Source organism: Shinella sp. SUS2 (genome assembly GCF_001262505.1).
Lineage (GTDB): Bacteria > Pseudomonadota > Alphaproteobacteria > Rhizobiales > Rhizobiaceae > Shinella.
Genome location: NZ_KQ410757.1, coordinates 14,811 through 34,196 on the forward strand (window position 1 = coordinate 14,811; position 19,386 = coordinate 34,196).

The 19,386-nt window shown below is 63.3% G+C and carries 16 protein-coding genes; 10 read left to right on the forward strand and 6 right to left on the reverse strand.

Annotated elements, in window-relative coordinates; all coding sequences use genetic code 11:
* Positions 1-35 precede the first annotated feature (35 nt).
* From AKG11_RS30280 to AKG11_RS30300, 5 genes are all read right to left on the reverse strand, one after another.
* Positions 36-1,445, reverse strand: coding sequence for an ABC transporter substrate-binding protein (locus AKG11_RS30280; RefSeq protein ID WP_050746646.1), 1,410 nt, complete (start codon positions 1,443-1,445; stop codon positions 36-38).
* A gap of 83 nt (positions 1,446-1,528) precedes the next feature.
* A complete protein-coding gene (locus AKG11_RS30285; RefSeq protein ID WP_050746661.1) occupies positions 1,529-2,044 on the reverse strand; it encodes a VOC family protein in 516 nt (171 codons plus the stop codon).
* Between the two features lie 55 nt (positions 2,045-2,099).
* Positions 2,100-3,731, reverse strand: a complete 1,632-nt coding sequence (locus AKG11_RS30290; protein WP_050746647.1) for a GMC family oxidoreductase — start codon at positions 3,729-3,731, stop codon at positions 2,100-2,102.
* A 94-nt stretch (positions 3,732-3,825) separates the two neighbouring features.
* A complete protein-coding gene (locus tag AKG11_RS30295) occupies positions 3,826-4,833 on the reverse strand; it encodes a LacI family DNA-binding transcriptional regulator (RefSeq protein WP_050746648.1) in 1,008 nt (335 codons plus the stop codon).
* Between the two features lie 24 nt (positions 4,834-4,857).
* Positions 4,858-5,511 carry a TetR/AcrR family transcriptional regulator gene (locus AKG11_RS30300; protein ID WP_050746649.1) on the reverse strand — a complete coding sequence of 218 codons (654 nt, stop codon included), beginning with the start codon at positions 5,509-5,511 and terminating at the stop codon, positions 4,858-4,860.
* Between the two features lie 274 nt (positions 5,512-5,785).
* Here AKG11_RS30300 and AKG11_RS30305 point away from each other — a divergent pair, with 274 nt between their 5' ends.
* From AKG11_RS30305 to AKG11_RS30335, 7 genes are all read left to right on the forward strand, one after another.
* Positions 5,786-6,901 carry a sugar ABC transporter substrate-binding protein gene (locus tag AKG11_RS30305; protein WP_050746650.1) on the forward strand — a complete coding sequence of 372 codons (1,116 nt, stop codon included), beginning with the start codon at positions 5,786-5,788 and terminating at the stop codon, positions 6,899-6,901.
* 70 nt (positions 6,902-6,971) lie between these two features.
* Positions 6,972-7,937 (forward strand): ABC transporter permease, encoded by a 966-nt coding sequence (locus AKG11_RS30310; RefSeq protein WP_050746651.1) that lies wholly within the window; start codon positions 6,972-6,974, stop codon positions 7,935-7,937.
* 8 nt (positions 7,938-7,945) lie between these two features.
* On the forward strand, positions 7,946-9,451 hold the full coding sequence (locus AKG11_RS30315) for a sugar ABC transporter ATP-binding protein (RefSeq protein WP_050746652.1): 1,506 nt from the start codon (positions 7,946-7,948) through the stop codon (positions 9,449-9,451).
* Between the two features lie 9 nt (positions 9,452-9,460).
* Positions 9,461-10,402 carry an ABC transporter permease gene (locus AKG11_RS30320; RefSeq protein ID WP_050746653.1) on the forward strand — a complete coding sequence of 314 codons (942 nt, stop codon included), beginning with the start codon at positions 9,461-9,463 and terminating at the stop codon, positions 10,400-10,402.
* Positions 10,403-10,411: 9 nt separating this feature from the next.
* On the forward strand, positions 10,412-11,446 hold the full coding sequence (locus AKG11_RS30325) for a zinc-dependent alcohol dehydrogenase (protein ID WP_050746654.1): 1,035 nt from the start codon (positions 10,412-10,414) through the stop codon (positions 11,444-11,446).
* A gap of 24 nt (positions 11,447-11,470) precedes the next feature.
* The gene (locus AKG11_RS30330; RefSeq protein WP_050746655.1) at positions 11,471-12,967 is read left to right on the forward strand and encodes an aldehyde dehydrogenase family protein; all 1,497 of its coding nucleotides are present in this window, start codon (positions 11,471-11,473) and stop codon (positions 12,965-12,967) included.
* Complete coding sequence (locus AKG11_RS30335) at positions 12,967-14,562, forward strand: GMC family oxidoreductase (RefSeq protein ID WP_050746662.1); 1,596 nt, start codon at positions 12,967-12,969, stop codon at positions 14,560-14,562. Before AKG11_RS30330 ends, AKG11_RS30335 begins: the two co-directional genes overlap by 1 nt.
* Positions 14,563-14,614: 52 nt before the next feature.
* On the opposite strand, the gene AKG11_RS30340 is transcribed toward AKG11_RS30335, so the two are convergent.
* A complete protein-coding gene (locus AKG11_RS30340; protein WP_050746656.1) occupies positions 14,615-15,433 on the reverse strand; it encodes an aldo/keto reductase in 819 nt (272 codons plus the stop codon).
* 138 nt (positions 15,434-15,571) lie between these two features.
* On the opposite strand from AKG11_RS30340, the gene AKG11_RS30345 reads away from it, so the two are divergent.
* The 3 genes from AKG11_RS30345 to AKG11_RS30355 are packed head-to-tail and all read left to right on the forward strand — an operon-like array spanning position 15,572 to position 19,211.
* The gene (locus tag AKG11_RS30345; protein ID WP_050746657.1) at positions 15,572-17,143 is read left to right on the forward strand and encodes an acyl CoA:acetate/3-ketoacid CoA transferase; all 1,572 of its coding nucleotides are present in this window, start codon (positions 15,572-15,574) and stop codon (positions 17,141-17,143) included.
* On the forward strand, positions 17,140-17,913 hold the full coding sequence (locus AKG11_RS30350; protein ID WP_050746658.1) for an enoyl-CoA hydratase/isomerase family protein: 774 nt from the start codon (positions 17,140-17,142) through the stop codon (positions 17,911-17,913). The genes AKG11_RS30345 and AKG11_RS30350 overlap by 4 nt, the downstream gene beginning before the upstream one ends.
* 38 nt (positions 17,914-17,951) lie before the next feature.
* Positions 17,952-19,211, forward strand: coding sequence for a glycerate kinase type-2 family protein (locus AKG11_RS30355; protein ID WP_050746659.1), 1,260 nt, complete (start codon positions 17,952-17,954; stop codon positions 19,209-19,211).
* Positions 19,212-19,386 lie beyond the last annotated feature (175 nt).

Below are 19,386 nucleotides of genomic sequence, written 5' to 3' on the forward strand. Positions count from 1 at the left end.
CAGGGGGGCAGGGGGCGGCGCGGCGAACGTGCGCGTCAGTCGGCAAGGACTTTCGCGGGCACGTCGTCGATCCAGCGCAGAAGCGTTTCCTTCGGGAACATCTTCAGACGGGAGTTGACCGCGTTGCAGGCCGTGGTCAGGGCTTCCTCGGCGGTCGCGGTTTCACCCGCCATGAACTTGTTCAGTTCGACACCGAAGGTTTCTTCGACATCCTGGTAGAACGGATGGAAGATCCGGCGCTTCGCGTTGACCTGGCTGTCGAGCAGAACCTTGTAGTAGGGGTACTTCTGCTGCAGTTCGGGGTCGGAGAGGATTGCCTTGCGGAACTGGCTGACGCCGTTGCCTTCATTGGCGAAGCGCCGCATCAGCTCTTCACTCGTCGACCACTTGATGAAGGCCCAGGCGGCTTCCTTTTCCTTGTCCGAAACCTTGGCGTTGATGGCGAAGGAGAGCGCGCCGGTATAGGTCGGTTCGGCCTTGCCGCCATCGGTCGGGTTGGCCGCGAAGCCGGCCTTGCCGATTTCCGCCAGCTTGGCTTCGGCGGGATTTGTCAAACGCACCGAGCGGACCGACCAGTAGGCGGCCTGCGCCGCCTCACCGCGCTCCATGTAACCGGACTGGATATCCCACATCAGGCCGAGATAGTCCGGCGGATTGAAGGGGATCAGCGATTTCATGTATTCGGCCGCCTTGATGTGCGGTTCACCCGTCATGGCGCAGAGGCCGGTCGCGGGATCCCAGTAGTCGCCGCCGAACGAACGCATGAACGGAAAGTAGTCATGCGTGATGGCGCCCTGCACGCGGCTGTAGGACTGGCTGACGCCATAGAGGTCGTTTTCCAGCGGCTTGCCACCGGCATTCGCGCCCTTCTTGCGGGTGAAGAATTCGGCGATGTCCCGGTACTGGTCCCAGGTCGTCGGAGCCGCGAGGTCGTAGCCGTATCTTGCCTTGAACGCCGCCTGCTCCTCGGCGTTTTCGAAGAGGTCGGCCCGGTACTGGTTGAGCCAGGTCATGCCGGAGGCCGGGAAGGCGAGAAGCTGGCCCTGCCAGGTATTTTCCTGCAACTGGATGGGGATGATGTCGTCGAGCTTTATTTCCGCGGCGTCGCGCTTGGCGAAATCCGTCAGGTCGACGAGCGCGCCGGCTTCGCCGAGCATGCCGACCCAGGGGCTGTCGACCCAGAGCAATTGATAGGAGGGCGAGTCGGAACTCGACTCGATGATGATCTTGTCGACAAGACCCGGATAGGGGAGCATGTCGATCTGCACCTTCGCGCCGGTGAGCGCTTCGAATTCCCCGACGATCGGGGCCAGGCGCGTAACCGACGTGTCGCCGATACCCAGCATCTTGAGTTCGACGCCTTCGAACGGCTTTTCGGCCATGGCCGAGCCGGCGGCCCCGATGCAAAGGGCCGTGGCGTAGGCGAGAGTTCGTATGGTTCTCATTCTTTCCTCCTCCGGAATCCCGCTGTTGAAACGTTTCACCAAATTGTAAAACGGCGCGCGGTGCGGGGCCGCACGCGGCTGGATCAGTTGATTGCGGGTGACCACTGTGCCGGGCTGCCCGCGCGCTCGGCGCCCAGCGGTCCGTCCATGCTGACGATTTCGAGGAACTGCCCCCAGGGTGCCTTCAGGTAGCACCAGGTCAGTCCCTCCATCGGGCCGACATCGACATAGGTCGGCCCGTCCAGCACCTCGACATTTTCAGCGCGAAGCCGATCGGCGGCGGCGATGCAGTCGTCGACCTGGAAGGCGAGATGGTAGCCGCCGGGCTGGCTGTTGCGCTTCAGCGGCGCATCGGGTTCGGCATCGCCGGAATAACGGAAGATTTCCAGATTGGTGCCATTGCCGACGCGCAGCACCCGGATATCCTCGATGCGTGTATTGCCCGCCACGCCGAGGCGTCGCTGCATATACGCGTCATCGACGTCGACGAGGCCGGTCGACAGGCATTCCACCGCACCGAACAGCTTCGTGAAGAATGCCACGGCTTCATCGAGATCGGGCACCGTGAAGCCCACATGCTGCATTCCGTAGACTTTCATGAATTCCTCCCATTCCTTTAAAAAATTGGCCGTCGAAAAGTCGGCCATTGAAAAGTCAGGCCATTGTCCGTTGCGGCATTGCCTCTTCCTTCAGGTTGGCCGCGGGCAAAGGTGGTCGGCCGCGAATGAGGTCGCTGGCCTTTTCGCCGATCATGATCGTCGGCGCATTGGTGTTGGATGAATTGATGCGCGGCATGATCGATGCGTCGCAGACCCTGAGCCCGCTTATGCCGCGCACGCGCAATTGCGGATCTACCACCGCCATGTCATCCGTTCCCATGCGGCAGGTGCCGACGGGGTGATGGTCGGTCTTGGCCATGCGGCACGCGTAGTCGAAGAGCGCTTCCCGGTCCTTCACCCCTTCTCCCGGCAGGACCTCATGGCGCAGATACGGGCGCAATGCGGGCTGGCGCAGAATGTCGCGTGCCATTTCCAGGCCGCGCAGCGACATCTCCCGGTCGTATGGATCCGACCAGTAGTTCGGATCGATCAGAGGTGCGGCGGCAGGATCGGCGCAAGCAAGCCGCACGGTCCCGCGCGAGCGGGGACGCATGAGGGCGGAGTTGAGGGTTATCCCCCAGCCGTTGATGGTGGCGATGCCCTTTTCTATGCCCGAGCCTTGACCCAGGTGAAACTGCATGTCCGGCCATGCGGCATTCTCATCGGCATACCAGAAGCCGCCGGTCTCGAAGAGCGAGGAGGCGACCGGCCCCGACTTCAGGGCGAGATATTGCAGGCCGGCGGCGATCATCCGGTCAGGCCGCAGGACGCCGTCATAGGAATGTGGCCCGGTGCATTCGGCCAGCACGCAGATGTCGATGTGGTCCTGCAGATTTTCGCCGACGCCCGGCAGATGGTGCCGTGCCTCGACGTCGACATTTCGCAGATGATCGGCCGGCCCGATGCCCGAAAGCATCAGAAGACGCGGCGAACCGATAGCCCCTGCCGTCAGGATCACCTCTCGGCGCGCATGACGAACCGTCCCGTCCATCATCTCGACGCCGATCGCCCGGCCTCCGGCAAGGATGATCCGGCGCACCTGGGCGTCCGTCTCGACCGTGAGATTTCGGCGCGGCTCTGCGTCACGAAGATAGGTTCCTGCCACGGAAGACCGGCGGACGTCCCGTTGCGTCAGTTGATAGAAGCCGACCCCGGCCTGATCGCGCCCGTTGAAATCGGGGTTGTAGGGCATGCCCCATTGCTGCCCGGCACGCACGAAGGCCTCGCAGACCGGCAGCGTGGCGCGCGGCATCGACACGCCGAGTGGACCTTCCGTGCCGTGAAAGGCGTCGGAAAACCGTTCGTTCCCTTCGGCGCGCTTGAAATAGGGAAGGACTTCGCGATAGCCCCAGCCGGTGCAGCCGTGTTCCTCGGCCCAGCCGTCATAGTCCCGACGGTTCCCGCGGGTGTAGATCTGGGCATTGATGCTTGAACCGCCGCCGATCACCTTTGCCTGGGTGAACCAGAGCACGCGATCCTGCAGATGCTTCTGCGGCACGGTGGACCAGCCCCAGCTGGCAATGCCTTTCGTCATCTTGGCAAAGCCCGCCGGCCAGTGGAACAGAACCGAGCGGTCGCGTCCGCCTGCCTCCAGCAGGAGAGCCGTCGTGCCTGCATCTTCCGTCAGCCGGGCGGCAATGACGCAGCCCGCCGATCCACCGCCGACGATAATGTAGTCCGTCTCCATCGCTCGCTTCCTAGTATGTAACTAGTCCGTTACTTGAAACGATTAACCAAACGCGACGCGCAGTCAAGGGGCTTCATGCAGGCGAACTGCAGATTCAGGGCGAGATGACGGAGTTGCGACGGACGAGCAACGGGTCGAGCCTGTGCCGCGGCTCGGGTTCGCCGAGCCTCGGGGCCTTGCGAAGCGCGATTTCGGCGGAGGTGCGGCCGATGAGTGCCGGCCGGATGTCGACCGTCGTCAGTTCGGGTTCCAGGATGCGGCCTTGCGGGATGTTGTCGAAGCCGACGATGGAGATGTCGCGCCCGACGGTCATGCCCAGCTTGCGCGCCGCACGATAGGCCCCGGACGCCTGGTCGTCATTGAAGCAGATCACCGCGTTCGGCAAAATGCCCTGAGACGCGAGCGTAAGCATCTTTTCCTCGGCGAAATCCGGGTGCAGGAGGCCCGGCAGCATCCGGCAAGCCGCTTCGGGCATGTCCCTGTCGGCGAGCGCCCGGCGAATGCCGGCGCAACGGCCATCCCATGTCGTGGTGTGCGGGTAGCCCCCGATGAAGACCATCGATCGGTGTCCCGCCGACAGCAGGCAATCGGCCGCGAGATAGCCGGACTTTTCGTCGTCGACGCCGACGAAGGCGGCCTTGCTGCCTACGACGTCGCGAACGCAGACGACGAGCCGCAAGCCATGCGCGAGAACGGGGGTCAGGTCTTCGGCGGTGCTGCCGTGAACCGGAGAAAGGATGACGCTGCCGACGCCTTGCGCCACCATGGACGCGAGGAGCCGTTCCTGCCGCACAAGGTCGTTCTGGGCTGTCGCGAGGAGTGTCAGGCCGCCGGCTTCGTAGACCGTTGCTTCAAGGGAGGCGACGAGTTCACTGAAGAACGGGTTGACGATGTTGTTGAGAATGACGCCGACGAGATTGGATTTCCCGGTGCGCAGGCGCGCTGCGGAAGCGTCGCGGATGAACCCGAGCGCATCGGCCACTTCGAGCACGCGCTTGCGTGTCGCTTCGGAGGGCCGGCCGGTTCCCGACAGCACATGGGAGGCTGTTGCGACCGATACCCCGGCCGCGGCCGCGACTTCCTTGATCCCCGAGCGCTTCATGGCATGGTCTGCCGACAGGTCATGTCAAACCGTGACGAGCCGCATGATCGTCTCGATGTTGAACTGGATGCGCTGTTCCAGCGCGTCCTTCGCCATGAGGTCGCGCTCATAGATGATCGTCCCGGTAAAGCGGTTCGTCAGATAATAATAGCCGACGGCCGCGATGGTGATGTTGAGCTGCACGGGATCGACGCCGTCCCGGAATACACCTGCTTTCACCCCGCGCTCCAGGATGGTCGAAACCATGTTGACGAGCTTGCGGCTTGAAACCTTGATGATCTCCGATTTCTTGAGATGCTTGGCGCGATGGAGGTTCTCGCTGTTGACCAAGGTCAGGAATTCCGGATTCTTCAGGTAATATTCCCAGGTGAAGCGCACCAGTTTTTCGAGCGCTGCCTTGGGCTCGAGATCTTCCAGATGCAGTTTCTGCTCGGCGCTGCGGATGTCGAGATAGGCGTCTTCGAGAACCGTCTGGAACAGGCCCTCCTTGCTCTCGAAATAGTGGTAGATCATGCGCTTGTTGGCTTTCGCCTTGTCGGCGATGTCATCGACGCGTGCGCCGCCTAAGCCATTCTTCGCAAATTCTTTTTTGGCCGCGTCAAGGATACGCGCCTTGGTGGCCTCGGCGTCGCGAATGCGGGGCTTGCGCCCCGGTTTTTCTGTCTGTTCGCCGGTCATGTTTTCAGCCTGTCCTTTGGCGCAGTCGGGATGTCTTTCCTGCAACTCATACACGCACGCATTGCCATCCGTCAAAGCCGGCCGGCGCGATTGCCTGTTGCCATCCTACTGAAAACCACTTGACTTGCGCGAAACTAAAGAAGTAACTAGTTAGTGCGTTAATTGCGGTGGGAGGCGCGCTGCAGCGTCTCGCCCGAGGGGAAGGTTCTCCTTGCTGGCAGTCAGGCCGGCGGTAACGCGGGAAGCGTTTCAATCGGGGATTTGGGAGGAAAGAATGTCGACCTTTATCAAGGATTTCATCGAGCGCGAGACGGTTAGCCGCCGCAATTTTCTGTTTGCCGCTGCCGCCGGCATGGGCGCTGCTGCGGTGCCCGGCCTGTTCGGCGGTGGAAGCGCCCGCGCCGCGCTGACGGATCCGGCGATTGCCTGGAGCTACCGTGACCGCGCTTCGGCCTACTGGAACTCGGTCGTTTCGGGCGGCGAGGCCTTCGTGGAATCGCTCGGCAAGCCGAAGAGCGCGCTGGTCAGCTTGATCAACGAGGGCTCCACGGAAAAGTCGCTGGCCGATATCAAGGCCTTCCTTGCCAAGAACAACGGCAATTGCGCCATTGCCTGCGATGCCAATGACAGCCCGAACGCCCGCCCCGTCGTCGAGGCCGTTCAGGCCGCCGGCGCGTATATCTCGACGATCTGGAACAAGACCGACGACCTGCATCCCTGGGATTTCGGCGACAATTATGTTTCGCACATGACCTGGTCGGACGAGAAGCCGGCGGAACAGACCGCGCGCATCCTCTTCGAAGCCATGGGCGGCGAGGGCGGCGTGGTTCACCTCGGTGGCATCGCGGCCAACAATCCCGCCGTCGAGCGTCTTGCCGGCCTCAAGAATGCGCTGAAGGATTTCCCGAAGATCGAACTGCTCGACGCGCAGCCGGCCGACTGGGATACCCAGAAGGGCGCAGCTCTCATGGCCTCGTTCCTCACGCGTTACGGCGACAAGATCAAGGGCGTCCATTGCGCCAACGACAACATCGCCTATGGCGTCATCGAGGCGCTGCGTGCCGAAGGCATCGAGAACATGCCGATCGTCGCCTATGACGGCAATCCGGAAGCCGTGCAGATGGTCATGGACGGGCAGCTTCTCGCCACCGTCTTCACCAATCCGCATTGGGGCGGCGGCATCAGCGCGGCGCTTGCCTATCATGCCGCCATCGGCACGTTCAAACCGTCGGAAGAGCCGAAGGAACACCGCGAATTCTATGGCCCGACGATCCTCGTGACGGCCAAGGACGCGGCGGAATTCAAGGCGAAGTACCTCGATTCCGTGCCGGCCTACGACTGGAAGGACTTCTGGGGGCCGTCGAACGGCCAGATCCAGTACAAGGCCTGATTGGGCACGGCGGCGGCCATATGTGCTGCCGCCACATCTCCTGTGAACTTTCATGAGAGGGGTGTCTGACGTGACACGTCGCCTATCGCGCGAAACCATGATCAAATGGGCGCCGCTCCTGGTGCTGATCGCGCTTGTGATCTTTTTCACCGCGCTCAACCCGACCTTCTTTTCGCTGCGCAACTTCGCCCGTATCGCGATTGCCGCAGCCCCGGCGCTCATGGTCGCCGTCGGCGTCACCTTCATCATCGTCATGGGGTCGATCGATCTTTCCATGGAGGGAACGGTCTCGCTCACGGCCGTCTCCTTCGCCTTTATCTTTGCCCAGCTCGGTGGCTCGCTTGCGGGTCTCGGCTGGATCGCCATTCCCTTGGTGCTCTTTCTCGGCGGCCTGATCGGGCTCTTGAACGGGCTGGTGCATGTGAAGTTGAAGATCCCCTCCTTCATGGCCAGTCTCGCCATGGGCTTCGTCGGCACGGGGGCGGCGATCCTGCTCACCGGCGGCGACATCGTGAAGGTCAGCGACGCGACGTTCCGCGGCCTGCTCACGGTCCGCTGGCTCGGCTTTCCGCTGATGGTCTATGTCGCGGCGTTCTTCCTCTTCCTCGGCTGGTTCATCCAGACGCATACGGCGCTCGGCCGCAACTTCTACGCCGTCGGCGGCGGTGAAGATCTCGCCCATGCCTCCGGTCTCAACGTGACCCGCGTCCGCGTGACCGGTTTCGCCCTGGCCGGCGTCTTCTATGCCATTGCCGCGATGCTCGTCGTCGCCCGCATCGGGCAGGCGGAATCCGTGACCGGCGCGAACTTCATGTTCGTCTCCATCACTTCGGTGGTTGTCGGCGGCGTGGCGCTCTGGGGCGGCATCGGCGGCGTGTGGAACGCGCTTGTCGGCGTGTTGATCGTCAACGTCATCGACAACGGCATGGTCGTCATCGGCCTTCCCGATTTCCTCCAGGACGGCGTCCTCGGTCTTCTCGTCATTCTTGCGGTGGTGCTGTCGACCGACCGCAAGATGGTTTCCTTCGTGAAGTGAGGCGCACCATGTACGAACTCAAGGCTGTCAACAAGAAGTTCCCCGGTGTGCACGCACTGAAGTCGATCAACTTCCACATCAAGCGCGGCGAGATCGTCGGGCTTGTGGGGGAGAACGGCGCAGGCAAGTCCACCCTGATGAAGGTCATCTATGGCGCCTACCAGCCGGACGGCGGCCAGATCCTCATCAATGGTGCGGGTGTGCGCTTTTCCAATCCGCGGCAGGCGATGGAAAAGGGCATCGGGATGGTGTTCCAGGAGCAGTCCCTGATCCCGAACCTCACTGTCATGGAGAATATCTTCCTCGGCTACGAGCGCCAGTTCGTCCGCTTCGGGGTTGTCGACTGGAAGGCGATGGCGCTTGCCGCCAGGGCGCAGCTCGCCAAGGTGAAGCTCGATATCGACCCAGCGACCGTGACGTCGAAACTGTCCTTCGTGCAGCGCCAGCTCGTCGAACTCGCCAAGGTTCTGACGCTGGAGGAACGGGTGACGGGCGATCTTGTCATCCTGCTCGACGAGCCGACGTCTGTGCTCTCCAAGGACGAGGTGCAACTGCTCTTCAAGCTCGTCCGCGAGCTGACGACCCGCGCCTCCTTCATCTTCGTGTCGCACCGGATGGATGAGGTCATGGAGCTGTCCGACCGCATCTATGTCATGAAGGATGGCGAGGTGGTCGATGTGGTGGAGCGCGGCGGCGCGACGGCGGAAGCCATCCAGCACAAGATGGTCGGCCGCAACGTCGACAAGCAATATTACCGCGAACACCTGCAGGCGCCGTTCGATCGTTCGAAAGTGCTGGTCGAGATGGCGGGTGTCGGCCTGCCGGGCCGCATTCAGGATATCTCCTTCAAGCTGCATGCCGGCGAAGTCCTGTGCCTCGTCGGCACGGAAGGCTCCGGCCGTGAGGCGATCCTGCGCACGATCTACGGCATGCTGACGCCGGTAACCGGCCGCCTCACGATCAAGGGTGCGGACGCCAACGGCTATTCGCCGCGCCAGTCGGTTGCCAGCGGCGTCGGCTACGTGCCGCGCGAGCGCAAGATCGAAGGGATCGTCGCCGGCATGAACGTCTATGAGAACATGACGCTCTCGCAGATGAAGAACCATTCCAGCAGCGGCGTGCTGCGTGTCGCCGAAGAGCGGGCGCTGGCGCGCGACTGGATCCGGAAGCTTTCGATCAAGGCGCATTCGGAATTCGCCGATTGCGGCAACCTGTCGGGCGGCAACCAGCAGAAGGTCGTGCTCGCCAAGTGGCGTTCGGGTGGATCCGACATCATGCTGCTCGACCATCCGACGCGCGGCCTCGACATCGGTGCCAAGGAAGACGTCTACGACATGGTCCGCGCGATGAGCGCGGCCGGCGTCGGCATCGTTCTGGTCGCCGATACGCTGGAGGAGGCGATCGGCCTGTCGCACACCATCATCGTAGTCAAGGACGGCCGCATGCAGAAGGAATTCGCTTGCGAGCCGGGCGCCAAGCCCACGCCCTTCGACCTGCTGCACTACATGATCTGAGGGACAAAGATGGATATTCAGCGCCTCAAACCGCACCTGCCCTGGATCACGCTGGTCGTGCTGGTCGCAATCGTCGGCATCAACGATCCGGGTTTCCTGCGCCCGTCGAACCTGCTTGGCATTGCCGGCGATATCGTGCCGCTGTTCATCATGGCGCTTGGGCTGACCTTCGCCATCTATATCGGCGGCATCGATCTGTCGGCCCAGTCCATGGCGAACATGGTGACGGTCGTGGCCTCGGTCTATCTCGCGTCGATGGGGGCGTGGGTCGCCGTGCTTTGCGTCGTTGCCGGCTTCCTGCTCGGCATGCTGTCCGGCTATGTCACGACGCGCCTTTTCGTGCCGTCCTTCATCTCGACGCTTGCCGTCGGCGGCGTCGCCTTCTCGATTGCACAATGGCTTTCCGGCCAGCGGGCGCTGAACATGGATGCGACACAGCGCAACGAGACCTTCGGCTGGATGATCGGCCATAGCTGGGGCGTGCCGCACGAGTTGCTGATCGCCGCCGTGCTCGTCGGTATCTGCCTTTTCATCGAGCGCCGTACGACGCTCGGCCGCGCCTTGAAAGCCGTTGGCGCCGGTGAGCTCGCTGCCGCCGCTTCAGGCCTCAATGTCGCGCGTTACAAGATCCTCGCCTTTGCCATTTCGGGTGCGCTGGCAGCCATTGCCGGCCTGCTCTTCGCGGTGAAACTTTCGGGAGGGGCGCCGACCATCGCCAACGGCTTCCTGCTGCCGGCCATCGTTGCCGTTCTTGTTGGGGGTACACCGTTGACGGGCGGTGTCGGCGGCGTGGTCAATACGGTGATCGGCACGCTCATCGTCGCCGTCATCCGCGCCTCAATGCTCTATTTCGAGATCGATGCGACGCGCCAGCAGATGGTGTTCGGCGTCGTGCTGATCGTCGCCATTGCCTTGACCATCGACCGCGCCAAGCTGCGCACGGTCAAGTGAGGGATGGCGATGAGCACGATGCGCGCTGCCGTCCTGACCGCACCGAAGCGTTTTGAACTCCGCGATGTTCCGGTGCCGGCCATCGGGCCGGAGGATGTCCTCGTGCGGGTGGCGCGCACGGGCATCTGTGGCACGGATATTCATATCTTCAACGGTCACTACGCCGCCGACAAACTGCCGCTGATACCCGGTCACGAGTTCTGCGGAACGATCGCCGAGCGTGGCAGCAATGTTCGGCATCTGGCGGTCGGCACGCGCGTCGTCGTCGACATCAATATCGGTTGCGGCACCTGCTTCTGGTGCCGCCGGAACGAGGTGCTGAATTGCACCGAAGTCACGCAGGTCGGCATCGGCCGGGATGGCGCTTTCACGGAATTCGTCGCCGTGCCTGCGCGCCTCGCAATTGCGGTCGACGCAGCCATCCCCGACGCGGTTCTGGCCCTAACGGAGCCTGTTGCCTGCGTCATTCGGGCTGCGCGCAAGGCCAGGGTGGAATTCGGCCAATCCGTCGTCATCTTCGGCGCCGGGCCGGTCGGCAACCTGCATGTGCAGATGATGCGCCTCGTCGGTGCCGCCCCCATCATCGTTGCAGATCTTTCGGCCGAACGATGCCGCATGGCGCTTGACGCGGGCGCGGATGCTGCCGTCTCCGATCCGGCAGAGCTGAAGGCCACCGTGCTTGGGATGACCGGCGGACGCGGCGCGGATGTCGTCATCGAAAGCGTCGGCAATCGAAAGCTCTATGAGCAGGCTTTCGGTTTGACGCGCCGCGGCGGCCATGTCGCCTTCTTCGGCATCACGCCGCCGGGCGAGACGGTCCCCGTCGATATCCTGCGCACGGTTCTGGAGGAAGGAAGCCTCAAGGGGTCCGTCGCCGGCATGGGGGAAGACATGCACGACGCGTTGACCCTTCTGTCGCACGGTCGTTTCCGTACGAATGACTTTACCAAGGCGCACTATTCCCTGGACACCATCCAGGAGGCGTTCGAAACCCTCGGCGCCCGGCCGCAGGACTTGAAGACACAGATCGCCATTGCGGCGTAAGACCTATCGAAGTGGAGGTATCTCATGGACCAGAAAAACCCGTTCCTTTCTGCCCCGACCGCAGCGCGCACCTTCGGCTTTTTTGTCGATGGAGCGTGGAAGGATGGCACGGAACACTTCGAGCGCGCGTCGCCGGGCCACGGCACGCCCATCACGCGCACGGTGCGCTGCACGGTCGATGACCTGAATTCTGCAGTCGACGCCGCACGTCGGGCCTTCGAGGATCGTCGCTGGGCCGGCCTTTCAGGAGCTGCCCGTGGCAGCGTCCTGCTGCGCGTTGCCGAAATCCTGCGCCGTCGTCGCGACGAGATCGCCTATTGGGAGGCGCTGGAAAACGGCAAGCCGATTTCCCAGGCGCGCGGCGAAATCGACCATTGCATCGCCTGCTTCGAAGTGGGCGCGGGCGCTGCCCGCATGCTGCATGGCGACAGCTTCAATTCGCTCGGTGACGATCTCTTCGGCATGGTGCTGCGCGAACCCATCGGCGTCGTCGGCCTGATCACGCCCTGGAATTTCCCGTTCCTGATCCTCTGCGAGCGTGTGCCCTTCATTCTGGCATCGGGCTGCACGATGGTCGTGAAACCTTCGGAGGTTACCGCCGCAACGACGCTGCTGCTTGCCGAAGTACTGGCCGAGGCAGGCCTGCCGGCCGGTGTCTACAACGTTATCACCGGCTCCGGTCGCACGATCGGCCAGACGCTGTCCGAGCATCCCGACGTCGACATGCTCTCCTTCACCGGCTCGACGGCCGTCGGGCGCTCCTGCGTCCATGCGGCCGCCGATAGCAACTTCAAGAAGCTCGGCCTGGAGCTTGGCGGCAAGAACCCGATCATCGTCTTTGCCGATTCCGATCTTGAAGACGCGGCCGACGGCGCGGCCTTCGGCATCAGCTTCAACACCGGGCAATGCTGTGTCTCCTCTTCGCGCCTGATCGTCGAACGTTCGGTTGCGGCAAAGTTCGAGAAGCTGCTTGTCGAGAAGATGAAAAAGATCCGCGTCGGTGATCCGCTCGATGAGCGCACGCAGGTCGGCGCCATAACCACGGAAGCGCAGAATGCGACGATCCTTGACTATATCGAAAAGGGCAAGGCTGGCGGCGCCAAGCTGCTGACCGGCGGCGAGGCGGTCGATCTCGGCCGCGGCCAATATATCGCGCCGACGCTCTTCTCCGGCGTCTCTCGCGACATGGCGATCGCCCGCGACGAGATTTTCGGCCCCGTTCTGTGCTCCATGCATTTCGATACGGTGGAAGAAGCCATCCAGCTTGCCAACGATACCGTCTATGGGCTTGCGGCGAGCGTCTGGACAAAGAATATCGACAAGGCGCTGACGGTAAGCCGTCGCGTCCGTGCCGGGCGCTTCTGGGTCAACACGATCATGGCCGGTGGTCCCGAAATGCCGCTCGGCGGGTTCAAGCAGTCCGGCTGGGGCCGTGAAGCCGGCATCTACGGGGTTGAGGAGTATACGCAGGTGAAGTCCGTTCACGTCGAGATCGGCAAGCGCACGCATTGGATCGCATGATGGCCACGGGGTATGATTATGTGATCGTCGGCGGCGGCAGCGCGGGCTGCGTGCTGGCGGCGCGGCTTTCGGAAAATCCGTCCGCCCGGGTCTGCCTTGTCGAGGCAGGTGGGCGTGACACCAATCCGCTGATCCACATGCCCGTCGGCTTTGCCAAGATGACGACGGGGCCGCTCACCTGGGGCCTGAAGACCGCGCCGCAGAAGCACGCGAACAACCGTGAAATCCTGTACGCGCAGGCAAAGGTCCTGGGCGGTGGCTCGTCGATCAATGCCGAGGTCTTCACCCGCGGCGTTCCCGGCGACTACGACCGCTGGGTGGAGGAAGGCGCGGAAGGCTGGGGCTTCAAGGATATTCAGAAGTATTTCCTGCGTTCGGAAGGCAACTCGATCCTCTCCGGCGCCTGGCATGGCACGGATGGCCCGCTCGGCGTTTCGAATATTCCCGAACCGCAGCGCATGACGCGCGCTTTCGTGCAGAGCTGCCAGGAGGCCGGGATTCCCTACAATCCGGACTTTAACGGTCCGGTGCAGGAAGGGGCCGGCGTTTATCAGACGACCACACGCGACAATCGGCGCTGCTCGGCGGCCGTCGGCTATCTGCGGCCGGCCTTGAAGCGCCCGAACCTGACAGTCGTCACCGGTGCGCTCGTCCTGCGCATTGTCTTCGAAGGGCGCCGCGCCGTCGGCGTCGAATATGAAGCCGGCGGCAGCCGCACGGTGGCGCGGGCGGAGAGCGAAGTGCTTCTCACCTCCGGCGCAATCGGCACGCCGAAGCTCATGATGCTCTCGGGCGTCGGGCCGGCGGATCACCTGCGCAGCCAGGGCATCGATGTCGTGCAGGACATGGCCGGCGTCGGGCAGAACCTGCAGGATCACTTCGGCGTCGATATCGTCGCGGAGCTGGAAAACCACGACAGTCTGGACAAGTACAACAGGCTGCACTGGTCGATCTGGGCGGGCATTCAATACACCCTTTTCAATTCCGGTCCCATCACCTCGAACGTCGTGGAGGGCGGGGCCTTCTGGTACGGCGACAAGGCAAACCCGGCGCCCGATCTGCAGTTCCATTTCCTTGCAGGCGCAGGTGCCGAGGCGGGCGTTCCCGGCGTGCCGAAGGGGTCTTCCGGCATCACGCTGAATTCCTACACGCTGCGGCCGAAATCACGCGGGACCGTGAGCCTGCGCTCGGCCGATCCGCGCGCGCTGCCGGTCGTTGATCCGAACTTCCTTGCCGACCCCGATGACGTGAGGATCTCGGTCGAGGGCGTGAAGATCAGCCAGGAGATTTTTGCGCAGCGCTCGCTGCAAAAATATATCAAGACGCTGCATTTCCCCGACCGCAATGTACGAACGGAGGCGGATTACGTGGCCTATGCGCGCCAGTACGGCCGCACCTCCTACCATCCGACCTGCACCTGCAAGATGGGCCGCGACGAGATGTCGGTGGTCGATCCCCAACTGCGCGTGCACGGCCTCGATGGCATCCGCATTTGCGACAGCTCCACCATGCCGAGCCTTGTCGGCTCCAACACCAATGCGGCGACGATCATGATCGGGGAAAAGGCATCGGACATGATCCGCGGCAACGCCTGATCGTCCGGTAGCCTGCAAGTGAAAAGGGCGGCCTTGCGGCCGCCCTTTCGCGTTAGTCCCATTCGGGAACCCAGGGCAGCTGCCCTGGCTTGATGATGCGGTAGCCGGTGGTGTTGAGAGCGTCGATCCTGTCCATGTCGATGGACGACAGCGTGAAATCCATGATGTCGAAGTTCGCCCTGATGTTTTCCGGTTTCGTCGACATCGTGTTCAGCGGCACGCCCTTCTGCAGGATCCAGCGCAGCACGATCTGCGCGGCCGACTTGCCATAGGCTTTGCCGATCTCGGCGAAAAGGCCGTGTTTGAAGACTTCGCCGCGGGCAATCGACGCATAGGACGAGAGCGGAATGCCCGTCTCCGACGCGGCGGCGAGGAGCTTGCGCTGGTCGACCAGGGGGTGGAACTCGACCTGGTTGGTGACGAGCGGCGCATCGACCACGCTGCGTGCCACATGCATCATGCGCGCCGTATAGTTCGAGACGCCTATGGTGTCCGCAAGGCCACGATCCCTTGCAGACTGCAACAGGCGCAGGGATGGCGTCACGTCGCCTCCGACGGGCGGCCAATGCAGCAGAAGCGCGTCGACACGGTCGACCTGCAGCGCCTTCAGACTGGCTTCGACCGACGGTAGGAATTTCTCTTCCGAATAGTTGTCCGGGTGCACCTTCGTCGTGATGCAGAGGTCTTGTCGCGCCACGCCGCAGGCGGCAAGAGCCGCGCCGGTGTCGGCCTCGTTGCCATACATCTGTGCCGTGTCGAATGCTCGATACCCGGCGTCGATGGCGGCGTCGACAGCGCTCCGCAGGTCGGCCCCCTTCAGCGGATATGTGCCGAAGCCTCGCTGGAAACCTTTCTGGAAATAGATGTTCATGCCTCCTCCTTTGTGGGGCGATATGGCCCCATCGCGATTGTCGCCCGGCACGAAAATCTCGCTTGCCGGATTGTCTTGGCCGTGATTAATCTATAACTAGTTAGTTACGTAATGCAATCGGGAACGGAGGTTTCGGCGATGAAGAAGGTGAAGACTGCGCAGGAAGCTGTCCGGCTCGTCAGGGATGGGGCGGTTGTTGCCGTGAACTCTTCCTCCGGCCTTTGCTGCCCCGATGCGGTGCTGAAGGCACTGGGCGAACGTTTTGACAGCGAGGGCCATCCGCGCGGCCTCACGTCCATCCATCCGATTGCCGCCGGCGACTTTTTCGGCACGCGGGGTGTCGATCACATCGCCAAGCCCGGCATGCTGGTGAAGATCATCGGCGGCTCCTATCCCTCCGGCCCGAGCAATGCCGAGGCGCCGCTCATCTGGCAGATGATCCTCAAGGAGGAACTGGCCGCCTGGAACGTACCGTCCGGCATCGTCTTCGACATGCTGCGCGAGGGCGCGGCCAAGCGCCCCGGCGTGCTGACGAAGGTCGGCATGGAAACCTTCGTGGACCCCGATCAGGACGGCTGCGCGATGAATGCCAGCGCGCGCGCGGCGCCGCTCGTCAAGCGCGTTGCCTTCGAGGGCGAGGACTGGCTGCATTTTCCAGCGATCCGTCCAGATGTCGCGATCATCCGCGCGACGACCGCGGACGAAAAGGGCAATCTCACCTTCGAGCAGGAGGGGGCGACCCTCGGCGCGATGGAAATGGCGCTCGCGGCGCGCAATTCGGGCGGCATCGTGATCGCGCAGGTCAGGCGCGTGGCAGCGAGCGGAACGCTGCGGCCGCACGACGTGCGCGTGCCCGGCATTCTTGTCGATGTGATCGTCGAGGCGCCCGATCAGTTGCAGACGACGGCGACGCCCTACGACCCCGCGATCTCGGGCGAGCTCTTCCGCCCGCTCGAAACCTTCCGCCTGCCCGAACTCGATGTCGGCAAGGTCATCGCGCGCCGGGTGGCGCAGGAGCTGAAGGATGGCTGGGCCGTCAATATCGGCTTCGGCATTTCCGCCAATGTCCCGCGCATCCTCATCGAGGAGGGCCTGCACGGCAAGGTCACCTGGGTGATCGAGCAGGGGGCCGTGGGTGGTGTGCCGCTGCTCGATTTCAAGTTCGGCTGCGCGTCCAACGCCGAAGCCTTCGTCGCCTCGCCGCACCAGTTCTGCTATTTCCAGGCGGGGGGCTTCGACTGCTCGCTCCTGTCCTTTCTGGAGATCGACGCTGAAGGCTCGGTCAATGTCAGCCGCCTTGCGGCAACGCCGCACCGCACGGCGGGCGCTGGCGGCTTCGTCGATATTACCTCCCGCGCGAAAAAGATCGTCTTCTCGGGCAATTTCAATGCCGGCGCGAAGATGCATATTGAGGATGGCCGGCTGGTGATCGACAAGGAGGGCCGCATCGCCAAGTTCGTGCAAAAAGTCGATCAGGTCAGCTTCTCCGGCAAGCGCGCGCGGGCGCAGGGACAGGAGGTCACCTATGTGACCGAGCGTTGCGTGATCGCGCTCGATGCAGACGGGCTTGTCGTTACCGAAATCGCCCCCGGCCTTGATCTCCAGCGCGATGTTCTCGATCAGGCCGCAACGCCGCTGCGGGTCTCCAGGACACTCAGGGTGATGGACGATGCGCTGTTTCGCGCGAGAAGCATGGGGCTGGCGCTGTGAGCGATCCGCGCATTGGCCTTTCCATCGAAAACCATGTCGCGCGGATCGTCCTGCGTCGTCCGGAAAAGCTGAACGCGATCGATGAGGATATGATCGACGCGTTGCGAAAGGCATGCCGGGCCATCGAACGCTCGGATGCCCGGGTTGCCATCCTCGTTGGAGAGGGCGGGAAGTCCTTCTGTGCGGGCGGCGATATCGACGCCTGGAGCAGTCTCGATGCGGACACGTTCTCGTGCCGCTGGCTGCGCGACGGACATGACGCATTCGACGCATTGGCGCGCCTGACGGTTCCCCTGATCGCGGTGCTGAACGGTCACGCGCTCGGTGGCGGGCTGGAGCTTGCCGCCTGTGCGGACCTGCGCATCGCGGAAGCGCATGTGAAGATCGGCCAGCCGGAGCCGGGCCTCGGCATCATTCCCGGCTGGTCCGGCACGCAGCGCGCCGCGCGCCGCTTCGGGGCAGGGCTCGTTCGCCGCATGGCGCTTTTCGGTGAGGTCTATACGGCGCAGGATGCGCTTGCGGCCGGTCTTGTCGATCAGGTCGTGGCGACCGGTGAGGGGAGCGCGGCGGCCGAAATGGCCGCGGCGCGTGTGCTGAAACGTTCTCCGCGGGCGACTGAGCTGACGAAGATGCTGATCAACGCTGCCGAAGGCGAGGAAAGCGAACGCGTCGTGGAGGCCCTTGCCGGCGCCGTGGCGGCGGCATCCGGCGATCTGGCGGAAGGACTTGCCGCCTACCGCCAGAAGCGGTCGCCCCGTTTCGACAGGTAGCGCCCGGCGATCAGACACCCGAAATCATGGCAGTCCCAATGAAGCCCGAAGACAAAGACTTTCTCACCGAGCTCTTTCGCGCCGCGGTCGAGGCGGCGGATCCGGAAAAAGCTGTGCGCGCCCATCTGCCGGCCCGACCCAAGGGCCGGACGGTCGTGATCGGCGCCGGCAAGGGTGCCGCGCAGCTTGCCGCGGCGTTCGAACGCCTGTGGGATGGCCCGCTCGAAGGCGTTGTCGTGACACGCTACGGCTACGCCACACCCTGTCGGCATATCTGTGTGCTCGAGGCGGCGCATCCGGTGCCTGATGCTGCGGGGATCGCGGCCTCGCAAGCGCTGTTCGACGCCGTTAAGGGGCTTGGGAAGGACGATCTCGTCGTTGCGCTGATATGTGGTGGCGGTTCTGCACTGCTGCCGGCCCCGCCAGGCGATCTGACGCTGGAGGATGAGGCCGCGTTGAACGGCGCGCTCCTTGCAAGCGGGGCGCCGATTTCCGTCATGAATGCCATTCGCAAACAGGTTTCCGCCATCAAGGGCGGCCGGCTTGCCGCCGCCTGCCATCCCGCGAAGGTCGTAACGCTGGTTGTCTCCGATGTGCCGGGCGACGACCCGGCACAGGTCGCCAGCGGACCGACGGTGCCGGACGCGAGCGATCGTGAGCAGGCGCGTGCGCTGGTCAAGACTTGGGGCATCAAGCTGCCTGAGCGGATTGAGGCCTGGCTCGTCGGGCGTGAGGGAGAGCCGCCGTCGCCGGACGATCCCGTCTTCGCCGATCATGAAGTCCATGTCATCGCTTCGGCCTGTCTCTCCCTGGAGACGGCGGCGCAACGTGCGGAAACCCTCGGCGTGCCTGCCGTTATCCTGTCGGACAGCATCGAGGGCGAGGCGCGCGATGTCGCGCGCGTGCATGCAGCCATAGCCCGTGAAGTCGCCAGCCGCGGCCGCCCGTTCCCGCGCCCGGTCGTCATCCTCTCGGGTGGCGAAACGACGGTGACGATCAAGGGGCGCGGCAAGGGCGGGCGCAATACGGAATTTCTGCTGGCGCTGGCGCTGGCGGGCGAGGACGTTTCCTTCGCGGCGCTCGCTGCCGATACGGATGGTATCGACGGTTCGAAGGACAATGCCGGCGCTTTTGCGGATGGTGCCAGCATGAAACGTCTGCGCGCATCGGGCGCGGATCCCGCCGCGCTGCTTGCCGGCAACGACGCCTGGACGGCGTTCCATCGTCTGGATGATCTGTTCGTACCCGGGCCCACGGGCACCAATGTCAACGACTTCAGGGCAATCCTCATCCGCTAGAGCATGTCAGGTTCAGATTGAACCAGACATGCTCTAAGTTCTTTTGTTTTCGTGTGTCTTTTCGGGAAAACCGGTTCCCACTTTTCCCTGACAAACTCTAGGTGTTTAGTCCCGGTATTTGATGGTGCACTATTCAGCCAGGAATGGAGGGATGCGCTATGGGACAGATTCTACA